Here is a 15345-nt window from a genome sequence, read left to right on the forward strand (position 1 = left end):
ATCCACCTTTCTTAGACATTTGGAATAATCAAATACCGGGTTACGTTCTATAATTAAGTCGTAAAAGCAATTGATCCCAAGCGCGCGGGAATCATCAAAAGCAGAACGAATTTTTAGGAGGACGTATTTATGAAAAGAGTTATAGCTTTTCTTATGGTATCTATGCTTGTGCTTGGATTATTTGCAGGCTGCGGAAATTCAAACGGGACAGCTTCGTCAAGTACCGGTCCCCAGAGTTCAGGAGGATCGGCGGCAAGTGAAGTATCCACCCCCGCAGCACCTGCTGAAAAAGCAAAAGTAACCCTGTGGTATTACTGGGAAAATAAAGACCATCAGCAGATCCTGACTGACATAGTCAAGCAGTACAACACTTCACAGAACGAGGTTGAAGTGACCAATGAGTATTATCCCTTTGCGGATTTTAAGAAAGTGCTGTCCATAGGACTTGCAGCAAGCAAGCTTCCTGATCTGGTACTCATAGATAATCCTGATCACGCGGCATATGCAGCTATGGGTCTGTTTGCGGATATTACAGATAAAATCAAGGATTGGCCCGATAAGGAGCAGTATTTTGAAGGACCCTGGAAATCCTGTACTTTAAACGGCAAGGTTTACGGCATTCCTTTCGGAAGTAATGACCTGGCTCTCTATTACAACGAGGACATGTTGAATAAAGCGGGAGTCAAGCCTCCGCAAACCTGGGATGAACTCAGAGCTGCAGCAAAAAAACTCACCGGCAACGGAGTGACAGGTCTGGGTGTATCAGCCCCCAAAACAGAGGAAGGTACCTTCCAGTTCATGCCTTGGATACTCTCGGCAGGCGGTGACCTTACAAAGATAGACAGCCCCGAAGGCATAAAATCTTTTACAATGATTTCGGATCTTGTCAAGGACGGCTCCATGAGCAAGGAAGTTATGAACTGGGTACAGTCCGACGTACTGAAACAGTTTATAGCGGGAAAGATTGCCATGATGTTTAACGGACCCTGGCAGGTACCGACCCTGAAAAAGGATGCACCGGATTTAAAATGGAATGTAACCCTTATACCCAAGGACAAACAGTATGCATCTGTTCTGGGAGGTGAAAACTGGGGTGTTGTAAACGGCAAAAATGTCGATGCCACGGTTAAGTTCCTGAAATACGTTACACAGGTGGATGTTCTTAAAGGTTACATCGGTAAATTCGGATATTTTCCTTCAAGAAAGGATCTGGCCTCCGATCCTCAATTCACCGGAGATCCAATATACAAGGTGTTTATTGATGAATTGCAGTATGCGCAGCCCAGAGGACCCCATCCCAAATGGCCCGAGCTCTCAAATGCTGTTTCCCAGGCCCTGCAGGAGGTCATAGCAGGAGTAAAGACTCCCGAAGCCGCAGCAAAGGATGCCCAGGAAAAAATAGATAAAGCCATTAAATAAAGCATAATAGCAGACTGTGATGGGACTGTCTCAGAATGTACTTTTGAGGCAATCCCATCTAACTTAATAAGATAGTGGGTGACTTGGATGAAGCATAGGACTAAAATATTTGGAAATGAATCTGTAGGTTACTTTTTTGTGCTGCCTGCGTTACTTTTCATGCTGGCCTTTATCGGTTATCCGATAATTAATAATATAATCCTTGGCTTTCAGAATGTTGATGTTATGACCTTTAACAATGAGGTCAAGGAATTTGTGGGAATTCAGAATTATATCGAGCTGTTCAGGGATGACATTTTAAGAGCAGCCATACCCAATACACTGATTTTTACAGTGGGATCCATCATTTTTCAATTTGTTGTCGGTTTTGCTCTTGCGCTTTTTTTTAATCAGAATTTTACCTTTTCAAAGCCGGTAAGAGGGCTGTTAATGGTAGCCTGGATGATACCTGTTACAGTCACGGCACTTATGTTTAAATTTATGTTTGGTGCCAATGGCGGTATAATCAATGAATTTTTAATGAATTTGCATATTATAAGCAAGCCTGTTGAATGGCTTGTATATTCCGGTACAGCAATGTGGGCAATAATAATCGCCAATATATGGATCGGTATTCCATTTAATATGATCCTTATCACCACCGGGCTTTCGACCATCCCCGGTGATATTTATGAAAGTGCCAATATAGACGGTGCCAGCAGGTTTGAAAAGTTTTTCTTCATAACTCTGCCCATGCTGAAGGAATCCATACAGGCTGTTTTGGTACTTGGTTTCATATATACCTTTAAAGTATTTGACCTGGTTTATGTTATGACCCAGGGCGGACCTGTAAATGCCACCGAGATGCTTTCCACCTATTCATACAAATTATCCTTCACTGAATTCAATTTCAGCAAGGGGGCATCGGTTGCAAATATATTATTCATAATACTGTTCGTTGTCAGTTTGTTCTATTTAAGGCTTGTCAGGGAAGAAGAGGTGATGTAGTATGGAAAACCGGAAGATTAGGAAAATAATTTTAAATGCAGTATCAGTTATAATAGCTGTCGTACTCCTTTTTCCGCTGTATTGGATGCTGGTTACCTCCCTGAAGTTTGAAGCCGACATATTCAAGAGTCATCCGTCGCTGTTCCCCGAAAGGATTTTTGTGGATTCCTATGTTTCACAGCTTGGAAGCGGCCAGTACAATATGTTCAGATCTTTTTTCAACAGTGCTGTCATTTCGGTAAGTGTGCTGGTCATTTCGACAATTCTGTCAATTCCGGCAGCCTATGGCCTTGCCAGATTCAGATTTTACGGCAAAAAGCTTTTTATCCTGCTGTTTCTGGTGACACAAATGCTGCCGGCGGTTTTTGTACTGACCCCGCTTTTCATAATATTCAATAAGACAGGAATCCTTTACACCTATCTGTCACCCATAATTGCTGACTGTACAATAGGGATTCCCTTTTCGGTGCTGATTTTAAGAACATACTTCCTGTCTATTCCCAAGGAACTTGATGATTCGGCAAAAATAGACGGCTGCAACCACTTTACCGCCTTTCTGCGGATAATGGTTCCCATAGCCTATCCCGGAGTCATTGTAGCGGCAGTTTTCTCATTCCTGTTTGCATGGGGTGACCTGGTATATGGAATGACTTTTATAAATAAACAGGAAATGAGACCAATTACAGCCGGAATATTCAATTTTATGGGACAGTACGGGATTGCATGGAATTACCTAATGGCCTTTGGGGTAGTGACCATACTGCCGGTTGTATTGATTTTTATATTTATGCAGAAATATATCATCAGCGGCTTGACGAATGGGGCGGTAAAAGGTTGATCACATGCTGACGGCAGTGATATTGACATGTATTAAACAGATTTGGGAGGGCATACAAATGAGTGATTTTTTTAGTATTGATGGAAACAGACTTATACGCAGGTATGATTCCGAAAACCTCTGGATCGAGCCCTGGGGTGAGAACAGCCTGCGTGTCAGGGCCACAAATGAGGCCGCGGTGGAGCAGGAGGATTGGGCACTTTTAGCCCAGACGGCTTTGACGGCAAAAATTGAAATAAACGGCGATACTGCCAGCATTACAAACGGCAGGATCAGGGCAGTGGTATCGGCAGGAGGAAAAATAACCTTCTTTAATCAAAATAATAAAGTCCTGCTGGAGGAATTCGTACGGAACCGTAATAATTTAAAGGAATTCTGCAGCTCACTGAATATAGACTCCCGGGAATTCAAGCCCATAATCGGCGGAGATTACCAGCTGACACTAAGATTTGAATCCGACCCGGAAGAAAAAATATTTGGGATGGGCCAATATCAGCATCCCTATCTGAACCTGAAAAACTGCACGCTGGAGCTGGCCCAGAGAAATTCCCAGGCAAGTGTTCCCTTTGCACTGTCAAGCCTGGGCTATGGGTTCCTATGGAATAACCCCGGGATAGGCAGTGTTACCTTTGGCAAAAACATAACCGAGTGGAAAGCCTTTTCCACAAAACAGCTGGATTACTGGATTACGGCGGGAGACACTCCTGCAGAGATTGAGGAAGCATACGCGGGGGCCACAGGTACGGTGCCTATGATGCCTGACTACGGAATGGGCTTCTGGCAGTGCAAGCTCAGATACCAGACACAGGAGGAGCTGCTGACTGTGGCCAGGGAATATAGAAGAAGGGGCCTGCCTATAGATGTGATCGTTATTGACTATTTCCACTGGGTAAAGCAGGGGGACTGGAATTTTGACAGGGATTACTGGCCCGATCCAGAAGGAATGGTCAGAGAGCTGAAGGAAATGGGAATCGAACTGATGGTATCGGTTTGGCCTACAGTGGATAAGACCTGTGACAACTATGCCGAAATGCTGCAAAAAGGGTACCTGGTCCGGACCGAACGCGGATTGAGAACAACAATGGATTTTCTGGGTGACACTGTTTTCTATGACCCGACAAATCCGGAAGCCAGAGATTTTGTATGGAAAATCGTAAAGAAAAACTATTACGACGCCGGAATACACACATTCTGGCTGGATGTGGCCGAACCGGAATATTCGGTATATGATTTTGAAAATTACCGTTATCACCTGGGTCCGAATGTCCGGATTGGAAACATATATCCCCTTATGTATGCAAAGACCTTTTTCGACGGGATGAGGCAGGCGGGGCAGAACAATATAGTAAACCTGCTGCGCTGTGCCTGGGCCGGCAGCCAGCGGTACGGCGCACTGGTCTGGTCGGGGGATATAGATTCCAGTTTCAAATCCCTGAGAAACCAGTTTAAAGCCGGCCTCAACATGGGACTGGCGGGAATACCCTGGTGGACAACCGACATAGGCGGTTTCCACGGCGGAGATCCTGAGGATCCCAAATTCCGCGAATGTATAATACGCTGGTTCCAGTACGGTGCATTCTGTCCGGTATTCAGGCTGCACGGGGACAGGGTGCCGGCAGGAGAACCCCTTGGGACAAGCGGGGGAGGCATGTGCTACAGCGGTGCACCCAATGAGGTCTGGAGCTATGGGGAAGAGGCATATGAAATATTTAAAAAATATATGCTGATCCGTGAAAATTTGAGGCCGTATATTTCAGGGCTGATGAAGGAAGCACATGAAAAGGGCACTCCGCCCATGAGACCTCTGTTTTATGATTTTCCGGCCGATGCCGGGACCTGGGACATCGATGACCAATATATGTTCGGACCGGATATACTGGTGGCGCCGGTACTTTATGAGGGGGAGAGGAAGAGAAGGGTTTATTTGCCTGAAGGGGCATACTGGACGGAAACCGGCACGGGGCGCACCTTTGAAGGCGGGACGTGGATTGAGTCGGAGGCTCCGCTTGATACATTGCCTCTGTTTGTAAAAAACAACGCCGGCATAAAGATATTATAATTGAATGAATTTCAACAAAATCAGGATGAATAGCTATTTTACTTTTTGCAAATATATTTAATTACAGTCATTTGATTGACTAAGTCGAATAATTTTGCTAAACTTAGTACAGTAAAGGGGAGTAGCTTAAAAGCGATAAAGTCAACAACCGGTTATTGAAATAACCTGGCTTTATTCTCCAGAGTGGGAAGCAAGACCTTGAATGTTTTACGCATTCAGGGTTTTTTATTGTCTAGGAAAGTATAATTTTTTTTGATGGAATTAATGGCTGAAGGCCTCTAGTAATAAATGTTACAAGGCAAATGTACAACATTTCCTAGACAATAAAAAACTATTAATTTATGCGCGTGCCAGATTTTCCTTGGTTAATGATAAACTAAAAAATTATTACAGCTAGGAAAGGCACATGCGCAAACAAAGTGGCTTTGCCACCTTGTTATTTTGTTTCAAATGGCAAAAAAAGGTGGAATGGCTGCCTTTGATATTGCTAAAAATTTGAGGAGGCTGAAATGTCAACAAAAAAAGCAATAAAATTTGTTTTACTGTGGATTGGACTTGCTATACTTTTCAATGCAGGAGTATATGTTATTGAAGGACAGCACAAGGCGCTGGAATTTTTAGGCGGATACATGATAGAGCTCAGTTTGAGTGTGGATAATTTATTTCTTTTTCTGATCTTATTTACAAGTTTCGGCATAAAGCCACAGTATCAGAGAAGGGTGCTGAATTACGGCATATTGGGAGCTATAGTGCTCCGGCTTATATTTATACTGCTCGGAATAACCATTATCAATAAAATTCACTGGATTTTATATGTGTTCGGTATAATACTTATTATAAGCGGAGCCAAAATGATGTTAAGCAAGGATGAGGCGGGAGATCATAAGGACAGCAAGGTTTTAAAGCTCCTTGGCAAAGTTCTGCCGGTTACAGATACCATGCATGAAGAAAAGTTCTTTGTAAAGGTAAATCATGTACTCCATGCCACTCCGCTTTTCGCAATACTGGTGCTTATTGAGTTTTCCGATATTCTGTTTGCAATAGATTCAATACCGGCCATTTTCTCAATATCAAGAGATCCTTTTATAGTTTATACTTCAAATATATTTGCCATATTGGGACTTAGAAGCTTATACTTCGTATTGGCTGCCATGCAGGAAAAATTCAAATATGTAAAATATGGCGTGGCATTGATACTTATGTTTACCGGTGTCAAGCTGGGGATAATGTTCTGGCATAAGGAAATACCCATAATATATTCCTTGCTGACAATTTTTACAATCCTGCTGGGAAGTGTGATTGTATCCATCCTTATTAACAAACATCAGGAGAAAAAGAAGGAAAAGGTAAAATTGAAAAAAGTTGATCTGTAAATTTTAGAACGCTTTAAGAATAAACTCAGGGGCCTTATATAACCCCTGAGTTTATTTTTTGTTAGCAATCGTGACGATCTCTTCCACAGAAGCAGCAGAACAGAATAATAAGAATTATGAGGACCCATATAAAGTCGTCATCAAAGCAACCACCTTTACCACCAAAGAAACCACCCATAAAAAAACACTCCCTCCAAAATTAATATTGTTATGAATTCAAGTAGTCATAGATAAAATTTAGTTCCCGCAAATGTTCGAAACATCAAATTTTATCAAGCTAATACCATACTATTCAATCTGCTTTTTTTTGTTACAAATAAAAAATTAATTTAATATAATGAATCAAGAGTTCTTTTTGGGGTGTTATATATGAGGCGATTCAGTAAGCAATCAGAAAACGTTACAAATCATGCAAAAGATGCTCCGGCGGTCAAGGAGGTTAATAAGGCTGAATTTGATATGGATTTCAGGCAGTTTACGGGTCAGACGGTAACGGTATTTGTAAACGCAGGTGGTGAAGTGGGCAAGGGTTTTACAGGAGTTTTGACCGGCAGTACCCCTACATATATAAAACTTCTGATGCTGCCGGCAATGCCTCCGGCATGCCCGCTGGGAAATGCCTGCAGCAGTTACGGCAATATTCTTTTCTGCGGGCTTTGCCCTTTCAACAAAAAAGCTTCTGTAGGATCGGTGGCTATTATACCTGTAAGTAATATTACAGCTTTTGTACATAACACTTTGAGCTCAAATTCCTCCTTTGATATGTAAAAAGACAGGTGTATTAACACAGGTAATTTGTGATAAAATTACATAGTAAAAAGTCAAATGCAAAATTGGGTCCGGAGATATAGGCAGGATCCGATTTGCAGCAGGCACCGGATTATAAAGCAGAGGCGGATGTATAGGCACATGAAAAAGATAATCTATCCCGGAAGTGTAGGTTATATCATCAATAAACTTAATGAAAAGGGCTTTGAGGCTTTTATTGTCGGCGGCTGTGTCAGAGACTCCGTCCTGGGGAAAGATCCCCATGATTGGGATATTACAACCAGCGCACTGCCGGCAGATGTAAAGGAAACCTTTGGCAGAACCTATGATGCAGGCATCAAGCACGGTACAGTCAGTGTTGCTGTTGAGGATGAGATTTTTGAAGTAACCACCTACAGGGTGGACGGAAAGTACTCGGATTCCAGGAGGCCGGATAATGTCAGCTTTACAGCCAGCCTCAAGGAGGATCTTGCCAGACGTGATTTTACAGTCAATGCCATGGCCTATAATTATCAGACAGGCTTGGTGGATTATTTTGAAGGATTGCAGGATATAAAAAACAGGCAAATAAAAGCGGTGGGAAATGCCGGGGCAAGATTTCAGGAGGATGCCCTCAGAATGCTGAGAGCAATCCGGTTCAGTGCACAGCTGGGCTTTGAAATAGAAAAAAATACTTTTGATGCAATATCCGGCAATTCCGGATTGATTAAAAATATCAGCAGGGAGAGGATAAGGGAGGAGGTCGATAAGCTATTGACTTCACAGAACCCGTCCTGTTTCAATAAATTATACCATTCAGGACTTCTGGAACATATACTGCCGGAATTTGTGGCCTGCTATCACACTGAGCAAAATAATCCCTATCATATATACAATGTTGCTGAACATATAATCCGCACCGTGGAAAGTATTCCGAAAAGCAGTATTCTGAGATGGACCATGCTGCTGCATGACATAGGGAAACCTCTCAGCAGGACAACCGATGACCAGGGCATTGACCATTTTTACGGACATCAGGAGGTCAGCGTCCGGATGGCGGATAGCATTCTGAACAATCTGCGCCTGGACAAGCTTTCCATAAAAAAAATACTGACGCTGGTAAGATACCATGATGTGGATATTTTTGACACCGGGAAGTCAATCAGAAAGGTTTTAAATAAGGTTGGAGAGGACTTGTTTTTAAGTCTTCTGGAGGTTCAGAGGGCCGATGCAATGGGTCAGAATCCTGTTTATCTGGACAAAAGGCTTGTAAAGTTGGATAATATAAAACGTATCTATAAGGAAATCAAGGATAAAGGGCAATGCCTTAGCCTTTCCGACATGGCTGTGAACGGAGATGACCTAATTTCTCTGGGAATGGAGCCGGGCCGGAAAGTGGGGGAAATGCTGGGCTACCTGTTTGACCGGGTGCTGGAAAACCCTGAACTGAACGATAAGGAGAAATTGATAGAGCTGGCAAAACAACTTATTCAGTTCTTTTAATTGTGTTGGATTAAAGATACAGACAGTGTTAATATTAGTATTTTATGGGGAGTGTTAAATTTTGACTGGACTTGGAACCCTGGTGAATACCGGAGCGGTTATTGTGGGTGGAATGGCCGGAACTATGCTGAGAAGCGGTATACCTGAGAAATATAAAAAAATTGTAATGCAGGGAATTGGTCTTTCTGTCTTGTTTATAGGAATATCGGGCACCATAAAGGAAATGCTGACTATAATTGACGGAAACAAGCTGGACAGGCAGTTTATAATGCTTATGATATTCAGTCTTGTAATCGGGGGAGTTATAGGAGAGCTTTTAAAGATAGAAGAGAGACTGGAAAATATAGGAGAGTGGTTTCAATCCAAGCTTCCGGCTAAAGGCGGATCCTTTTCCACAGGTTTTGTCACGGCCAGCCTGGTTTACTGTGTGGGGGCAATGGCTATAGTTGGTGCCCTGGAGGACGGACTTTCGGGCAATCCTTCCACCTTGTTTGCCAAATCAATCCTTGACGGTATTTCAGCTGTTGTTTTTGCTGCTACAATGGGGGTGGGGGTTGCATTTTCGGCCATACCGGTATTTATTTACCAGGGGGGCATAACCCTGCTTGCCGGATTTATAAAACCCTGGCTCACCGATGCGGTTATTTCTCAAATGTCACTGGTGGGAGGAATCCTGATTTTTGCAATAGGAATAAATCTTCTGGAGATAAGGAAGATAAACGTGGGAAATCTTCTCCCGGCGGTATTTATACCCCTGGTGTATTATGTCATCCGGAGTCTGGCAGGCATTTGACATAAAGGAATTTAAAATAAATTTTTGAGAAAAATGGTTGACAAAATGGACCAGGCCCTTTATAATAACTTTTGCGTGATAGTGATGCGGGTTTAACTCAGTGGTAGAGTGTCACCTTGCCAAGGTGAAAGTCGAGAGTTCGAATCTCTTAACCCGCTCCACATACCCGCGGGTGTAGTTCAATGGTAGAACATCAGCCTTCCAAGCTGATTGCGTGGGTCCGATTCCCATCACCCGCTCCAAGAAACCGTTTATTGTAATGTTTAACATTATAATGAACGGTTTTTTAGTGTACCGAAATTTCTTTTTTTCTATTGGATAAAAATATCAGGCTGGGGAAAATTATTTAATGAAATAAAAAAATAGGGAGTAAGCCCAGTGAACATTAATACATCAAAGAACAAGCAATCAACCGGTAGTTCATCGAGGCGTCAGATTGCCTATTTAGGAATTTTAGGTACATCGCAGCTTCATCTGCGGAATCCTTGCGTTATAGCGTGGTGGTCTGCGGCATTTCCCGGACTCGGGCATATCCTGCTGGCGAAATATTTAAGAGGCTTTGTGCTGTTTATATGGGAAGTGGTTATCAATTTAAATGCCCATATCAATTTAGCAATACTTTATACTTTTACAGGCAGATATCAGCTGGCTAAAGAGGTATTGGACACCAGATGGCTTCTGCTTTATAATGCAGTATATATTTTTGCCATTTGGGACAGCTACAGAACCACGGTTGATGTTAATAACAACTATGTTCTTGCAGCAAGGGAAGATGCCGAAATTCAAAGTTTCAGAATCAACTCTCTGGAAATAAATTATCTCGACAAGAGACAACCGTGGGTGGCAGCATTCTGGTCGTTGCTCATGCCCGGGGTGGGACAGCTCTATCTCCACAGGCTTGTGAATGCCTTGTTTACATTGGGATGGTGGATAGCCATACTTTACTATTCAAAGGCTCTTCCGGCAATACACCTCACTTTTCTTGGAGAATTTGAACAGGCAAAGAATATTCTCGATGAACACTGGACTCTTAACATATCCTCAGTATATTTATTCGGAATGTATGATGCCTATGTAAATACAGTGGAGAATAATAAGCTGTTTGACTGGGAACAGGCTAAATTTCTAAAAAAGCATTATCAGTACGACGGCTTTTGCATACCTGGGAATACTAACCCGGCTAGAGGTGATAAGGTGTATATTGTATCTACTTTTGAGCATACCATTTACTTGGAAAAAGCAATAACGGCCATACAGATGAACGGAATCACCAAAGAGGCTATACTTGCCGTACCCATGGACAAAAGAAATGAGAAAAGGAAGTTTTTTGACACAATACATCAGTCGGACGGCCTGAGTCTTATAGACCTGGCTACTATTTTTGGAACCATTTTGATGCTCTTTGGGACTATTTACGGATTTGTGCTGAAGTTAGGCCCGATATTCTGGGGACTCGTAGGTTTGGTGGCAGGTTTTGCAATAGGTCTGATAATCAAACTGCTTTTATTAAGAAAGTACAATGACAACAGACAAAATTATAAAAAGGCAACGGAGGTTGTTCTGATTATTGACTGCTCCGAGGACAAATCGGAGATGGTCAAGGATACCTTATGGAATCACCATGCGCTTGGTGTGAGTAAATTGGATTTAAATTAGCACAAAAAGTTAAATTAGATATTCGTACTTGTGCAAGATTTCATTGTAGTACTTTTTATGGGAAAAGTACTATTTTTTTACAGTACAATAATGTAAAATTATAAACTGTAAGTTGTACTCGCGTACCTGCATAATCAGCATAAACTGTGCCAATGCAAAGCTAAGCGGCAATTTACAGCACTACCGGTTAAGTTTAATGCTTTGCGCATTAATTTAAAATGCATCGGAAGGGAGCTGCATATGAAAAAAGTAAGAATTTTATCGATTGACGGAGGCGGAATACGAGGAATAATTCCTGCCATGATACTGGCAAAGCTTGAGGAACTGACCTCAAAACCCATATACCGGATGTTCGACCTTATTGCAGGGACGTCAACCGGGTCCATAATGGCACTGGCCCTGGCAATGCCGTCCGCCGACAATAAAGATATGCCTGCACATACCGCCGGACAGCTGGTCAATTTCTATGCCGATAAGGGAAACAGGATATTTTCCACCAATATTTTCCACAAAATAGCAACACTGGATGGGATAACCGACGAAAGGTATAAATCCTCGGGAGTAGAGTCGGTTTTAAAGGACTTTTTCGGTGAGTCAATGCTGGCGGAAGCATTGACACCTGTTTTAGTCCCGGCTTATGAGATAGGCCTCAGAACACCGTTTTTCTTCAAGAGCCGCCATGCAAAAAAACCTGAGAAGGCTAACTACAATTTTCCCATGTGGCAGGTGGCAAGGGCCAGTTCGGCGGCTCCTACATATTTTGAACCCTTTAAGCTGAAATTGAACCAGGAGGAAGGTGCCGACTATTATACATTTATAGATGGAGGTGTTTATGCCAACAATCCTTCCATGTGCGCCTTTGCCGAGGCGAAGGTCATGTTCGGCAGCCAGGCTGACATTATGCTGGTATCAATCGGTACGGGTGAACTGAGCAGGGCAATTCCTTATGAGGAGGCCAGGGACTGGGGCTTGATAAACTGGGCAAAACCCATGCTGGGCATCGTGTTTGACGGGGTCAGCAACACTGTTGATTATCAGCTGCGTCAGCTGCTTACCGATAGCAGGTATTACAGGATACAGTCAAGTCTGACTGAGCTGGGCAAGGGGATGGATGATGCCAGCGAGGAAAATATACATCAGCTGAAGCTTCTGGGTCAAAAAACAATAGAGGAATGGCAGAGAAACGGAAAATTGGAGAAGCTCTGCCAACAGCTTTTGTGTGAGACCTGATGCTCTGTCTTTTTAAGGGTGTCTTTTATTTCTACATCAAAAGAGCTTGTACGAGATAATTCATCATATTTAATTATAATGTCTGAAAATTATTTCATGGAAACCAGAATGTTGTGGATACATTCCTTATAGAATATACTGTACAAATTTTTTCAGGGGATGGCAAAATAATAATGCACTTATATTTTCGCTGACATTTTATCGAAAAAGAGGTTTTTGGTTTTGCTATCCCCCGTTTCGGTAAAAGGGGGACGGTACATGTATTCACAACTTATAAGGTTGCTGAAGAAATCAACTAAGGTACTATTGACAAGTATTCTGATAGTCACTTTTATTCCTCTTACGGCATTTGCCAGTGAAGCAGATCTGGTAACACCCGAATTATCCAGGGGTCAGAACAATCTGCTTTACGTGGGCATGCTGGTTTGTATTCTGGGGATGCTGTTCGGTTTGTTTCAATTTATCCGGGTAAAAAAAATAAAAGCACACAAGAGTATGCTGGATGTGGCCGATACAATATATGAAACCTGCAAAACCTACCTGGTGCAGCAGGGTAAATTCCTGGCACTGCTGCTTGTATTCATAGGCCTTTGCATTGCGTTCTATTTTGGGTTTTTACAGGAGAAAGGAGTCGGGGGAGTAATACTTATTCTGGCCTGGACGGTTGTGGGTATTCTGGGCTCTTACAGCGTGGCATGGTACGGAATACGTATGAACACTCTGGCAAACAGCAGGATGGCATTTTCATCCCTGGAGAAAAAGCCGTTAAAACTGCTGAGTATTCCTCTGGATTCGGGAATGAGCATTGGGGTTATACTCATTTGCGTTGAACTGATTATGATGCTTATCATACTGAGATTTGTTCCCAATGAACTGGCCGGTGCAAGCTTTATAGGTTTTGCAATAGGCGAATCCCTTGGTGCGAGTGCACTCCGTATAGCCGGAGGTATCTTTACAAAAATTGCCGATATCGGTTCGGACCTGATGAAGATTGTTTTCAAGATTAAAGAGGATGATCCCCGCAATCCGGGAGTTATTGCAGACTGTACCGGTGATAATGCAGGCGACAGTGTCGGACCAACTGCCGACGGGTTTGAGACATACGGTGTTACGGGAGTGGCGCTGATAACCTTTATAGTCCTGGCTGTAACCGGTGAACTGCAGAGTGATATGCTCATCTGGATATTTACCATGCGTGTCCTGATGATCATAACCTCGGTGGCGGCCTTCTATATCAATAAACTTTTCAGTAAAATCAGATTCGGAGGTTTGCCGGACATTGATTTTGAAAAGCCGCTTACAAGTCTTGTCTGGATTACGTCGGCACTGTCCATAGTTGTTACCTTTATGGTAAGCTTTATCATGATAGGCCCGGGTACCGAAATCGGTGACAAGGCCGGGAACCTGTGGGTTGTACTGTCGACAATAATCAGCTGCGGTACACTGGGTGCTGCGGTTATCCCCGAATTTACAAAAATATTTACAAGCCCGAAATCAATACATGTAAATGAGACTGTAACATCCTCAAAGGAAGGCGGAGCATCCCTCAATATTCTTTCGGGCCTTGTAGCCGGTAATTTCAGCGCTTTCTGGAAGGGCATGGTTTTCGTCGTGCTCATGTTTGCGGCATATTCGGCCAGCAAGTTCGGCCTTGCGGATATTATGTCCTACCCGTCCATATTCGCATTCGGGCTTGTAGCCTTTGGTTTCCTCGGTATGGGTCCCGTAACAATTGCGGTGGACAGCTATGGGCCTGTAACGGATAATGCACAGTCCATATATGAACTGTCGCTCATTGAGACCATTCCCGAAATTGACCAGGAAATCGAACGTGACTTCGGCTTCAAACCTGATTTTGGAAATGCAAAATATTATCTTGAGGCCAATGACGGTGCCGGGAATACCTTTAAGGCCACTGCAAAACCGGTATTGATAGGTACTGCTGTTGTTGGGGCCACCACAATGATATTCTCGCTGATACTGGTAATACAAAATGTTCTGGGTGTCAAACCGGAAGAGGTTTTGAATATTCTAAACCCATATACGATTTTAGGTTTTCTGTGCGGAGGAGCGGTAATTTACTGGTTTACCGGGGCTTCGACCCAGGCGGTATCCACTGGTGCCTACAGGGCGGTGGAGTACATCAAGCGGAATATCCGGCTTGATGAGGATGCAAATCAGAGGGCTGCAACGGACAAATCAAAGGAAGTTGTAAAAATATGCACGCAGTATGCACAAAAGGGGATGCTCAATATCTTTATAGCAATTTTCTCCTTTGCGCTTGCTTTTGCATTCCTGTCGGCACCCAGGAGCGGAACGGATTCGGTCGCATTATTTGTTGCATACCTGATATCAATTGCAGTGTTTGGACTCTACCAGGCGATATTTATGGCTAATGCCGGCGGCTGCTGGGACAATGCCAAGAAAGTGGTGGAGGTGGATCTGAAGCAAAAGGGTACCGAACTCCATGACGCAACGGTGGTTGGAGATACGGTGGGTGATCCCTTTAAGGACACCTCTTCGGTAGCGCTCAACCCCATAATAAAGTTCACTACCCTGTTCGGACTGCTGGCCATGGAAATAGCCATATCGGAGTCCTTCAAGGATGTTGCGCCCTTTGTGGGAATAGCCTTCCTGGCATGCGCCCTTGTATTCGTATGGCGTTCGTTCTACAAAATGAGGATCAATGTAAAACGCAGGAAGTAGTACATCATAAATGGAAGCTTCATTAAAAGTGCAT

11 protein-coding genes and 2 tRNA genes are annotated in these 15345 nt (G+C 43.2%); all 13 read left to right on the forward strand.

Annotation, left to right across the window (positions count from 1 at the left end):
• Positions 1-129: 129 nt before the first annotated feature.
• The 13 genes from T344_RS0100230 (at position 130) to T344_RS0100290 (ending at position 15311) form a co-directional block, all read left to right on the forward strand.
• Positions 130-1419: an ABC transporter substrate-binding protein gene (locus T344_RS0100230; protein WP_027627046.1), complete on the forward strand. Its 1290-nt coding sequence runs from the start codon at positions 130-132 to the stop codon at positions 1417-1419.
• Between the two features lie 87 nt (positions 1420-1506).
• Positions 1507-2406 (forward strand): carbohydrate ABC transporter permease, encoded by a 900-nt coding sequence (locus T344_RS0100235; protein WP_027627047.1) that lies wholly within the window; start codon positions 1507-1509, stop codon positions 2404-2406.
• A 1-nt stretch (position 2407) separates the two neighbouring features.
• Positions 2408-3244, forward strand: a complete 837-nt coding sequence (locus T344_RS0100240) for a carbohydrate ABC transporter permease (RefSeq protein WP_027627048.1) — start codon at positions 2408-2410, stop codon at positions 3242-3244.
• A 58-nt stretch (positions 3245-3302) separates the two neighbouring features.
• Positions 3303-5303, forward strand: a complete 2001-nt coding sequence (locus tag T344_RS0100245) for a glycoside hydrolase family 31 protein (protein ID WP_027627049.1) — start codon at positions 3303-3305, stop codon at positions 5301-5303.
• Between the two features lie 509 nt (positions 5304-5812).
• Positions 5813-6676: a TerC/Alx family metal homeostasis membrane protein gene (locus T344_RS27265; RefSeq protein WP_034860450.1), complete on the forward strand. Its 864-nt coding sequence runs from the start codon at positions 5813-5815 to the stop codon at positions 6674-6676.
• A 369-nt stretch (positions 6677-7045) separates the two neighbouring features.
• Positions 7046-7444, forward strand: a complete 399-nt coding sequence (locus T344_RS0100255) for a hypothetical protein (RefSeq protein WP_051571498.1) — start codon at positions 7046-7048, stop codon at positions 7442-7444.
• A 141-nt stretch (positions 7445-7585) separates the two neighbouring features.
• Positions 7586-8926, forward strand: a complete 1341-nt coding sequence (locus T344_RS0100260) for a CCA tRNA nucleotidyltransferase (RefSeq protein WP_027627051.1) — start codon at positions 7586-7588, stop codon at positions 8924-8926.
• Positions 8927-8987: 61 nt separating this feature from the next.
• Positions 8988-9719: a DUF554 domain-containing protein gene (locus tag T344_RS0100265; RefSeq protein WP_027627052.1), complete on the forward strand. Its 732-nt coding sequence runs from the start codon at positions 8988-8990 to the stop codon at positions 9717-9719.
• 86 nt (positions 9720-9805) lie between these two features.
• Positions 9806-9880 (forward strand) — tRNA-Gly (locus T344_RS0100270).
• Positions 9881-9887: 7 nt separating this feature from the next.
• A tRNA-Gly gene (locus T344_RS0100275) sits at positions 9888-9961 on the forward strand.
• Positions 9962-10097: 136 nt separating this feature from the next.
• Positions 10098-11375, forward strand: a complete 1278-nt coding sequence (locus T344_RS0100280; RefSeq protein ID WP_117407484.1) for a hypothetical protein — start codon at positions 10098-10100, stop codon at positions 11373-11375.
• Positions 11376-11615: 240 nt separating this feature from the next.
• Positions 11616-12605 carry a CBASS cGAMP-activated phospholipase gene (locus T344_RS0100285; protein ID WP_027627054.1) on the forward strand — a complete coding sequence of 330 codons (990 nt, stop codon included), beginning with the start codon at positions 11616-11618 and terminating at the stop codon, positions 12603-12605.
• Between the two features lie 258 nt (positions 12606-12863).
• The gene (locus T344_RS0100290) at positions 12864-15311 is read left to right on the forward strand and encodes a sodium-translocating pyrophosphatase (RefSeq protein WP_027627055.1); all 2448 of its coding nucleotides are present in this window, start codon (positions 12864-12866) and stop codon (positions 15309-15311) included.
• Positions 15312-15345: the final 34 nt, after the last annotated feature.

It is taken from the genome of Ruminiclostridium cellobioparum DSM 1351 = ATCC 15832, from assembly GCF_000621505.1.
GTDB lineage: Bacteria > Bacillota > Clostridia > Acetivibrionales > DSM-1351 > Ruminiclostridium > Ruminiclostridium cellobioparum.

Excerpts from the sequence above, each read along its gene's own strand:
- T344_RS0100230 (WP_027627046.1), top strand. The coding sequence starts at position 130 with ATGAAAAGAGTTATAGCTTTTCTTATGGTATCTATGCTTGTGCTTGGA.
- T344_RS0100235 (WP_027627047.1), top strand. The coding sequence starts at position 1,507 with ATGAAGCATAGGACTAAAATATTTGGAAATGAATCTGTAGGTTACTTT.
- T344_RS0100240 (WP_027627048.1), top strand. The coding sequence starts at position 2,408 with ATGGAAAACCGGAAGATTAGGAAAATAATTTTAAATGCAGTATCAGTT.
- T344_RS0100245 (WP_027627049.1), top strand. The coding sequence starts at position 3,303 with ATGAGTGATTTTTTTAGTATTGATGGAAACAGACTTATACGCAGGTAT.
- T344_RS27265 (WP_034860450.1), top strand. The coding sequence starts at position 5,813 with ATGTCAACAAAAAAAGCAATAAAATTTGTTTTACTGTGGATTGGACTT.
- T344_RS0100255 (WP_051571498.1), top strand. The coding sequence starts at position 7,046 with ATGAGGCGATTCAGTAAGCAATCAGAAAACGTTACAAATCATGCAAAA.
- T344_RS0100260 (WP_027627051.1), top strand. The coding sequence starts at position 7,586 with ATGAAAAAGATAATCTATCCCGGAAGTGTAGGTTATATCATCAATAAA.
- T344_RS0100285 (WP_027627054.1), top strand. The coding sequence starts at position 11,616 with ATGAAAAAAGTAAGAATTTTATCGATTGACGGAGGCGGAATACGAGGA.
- T344_RS0100290 (WP_027627055.1), top strand. The coding sequence starts at position 12,864 with ATGTATTCACAACTTATAAGGTTGCTGAAGAAATCAACTAAGGTACTA.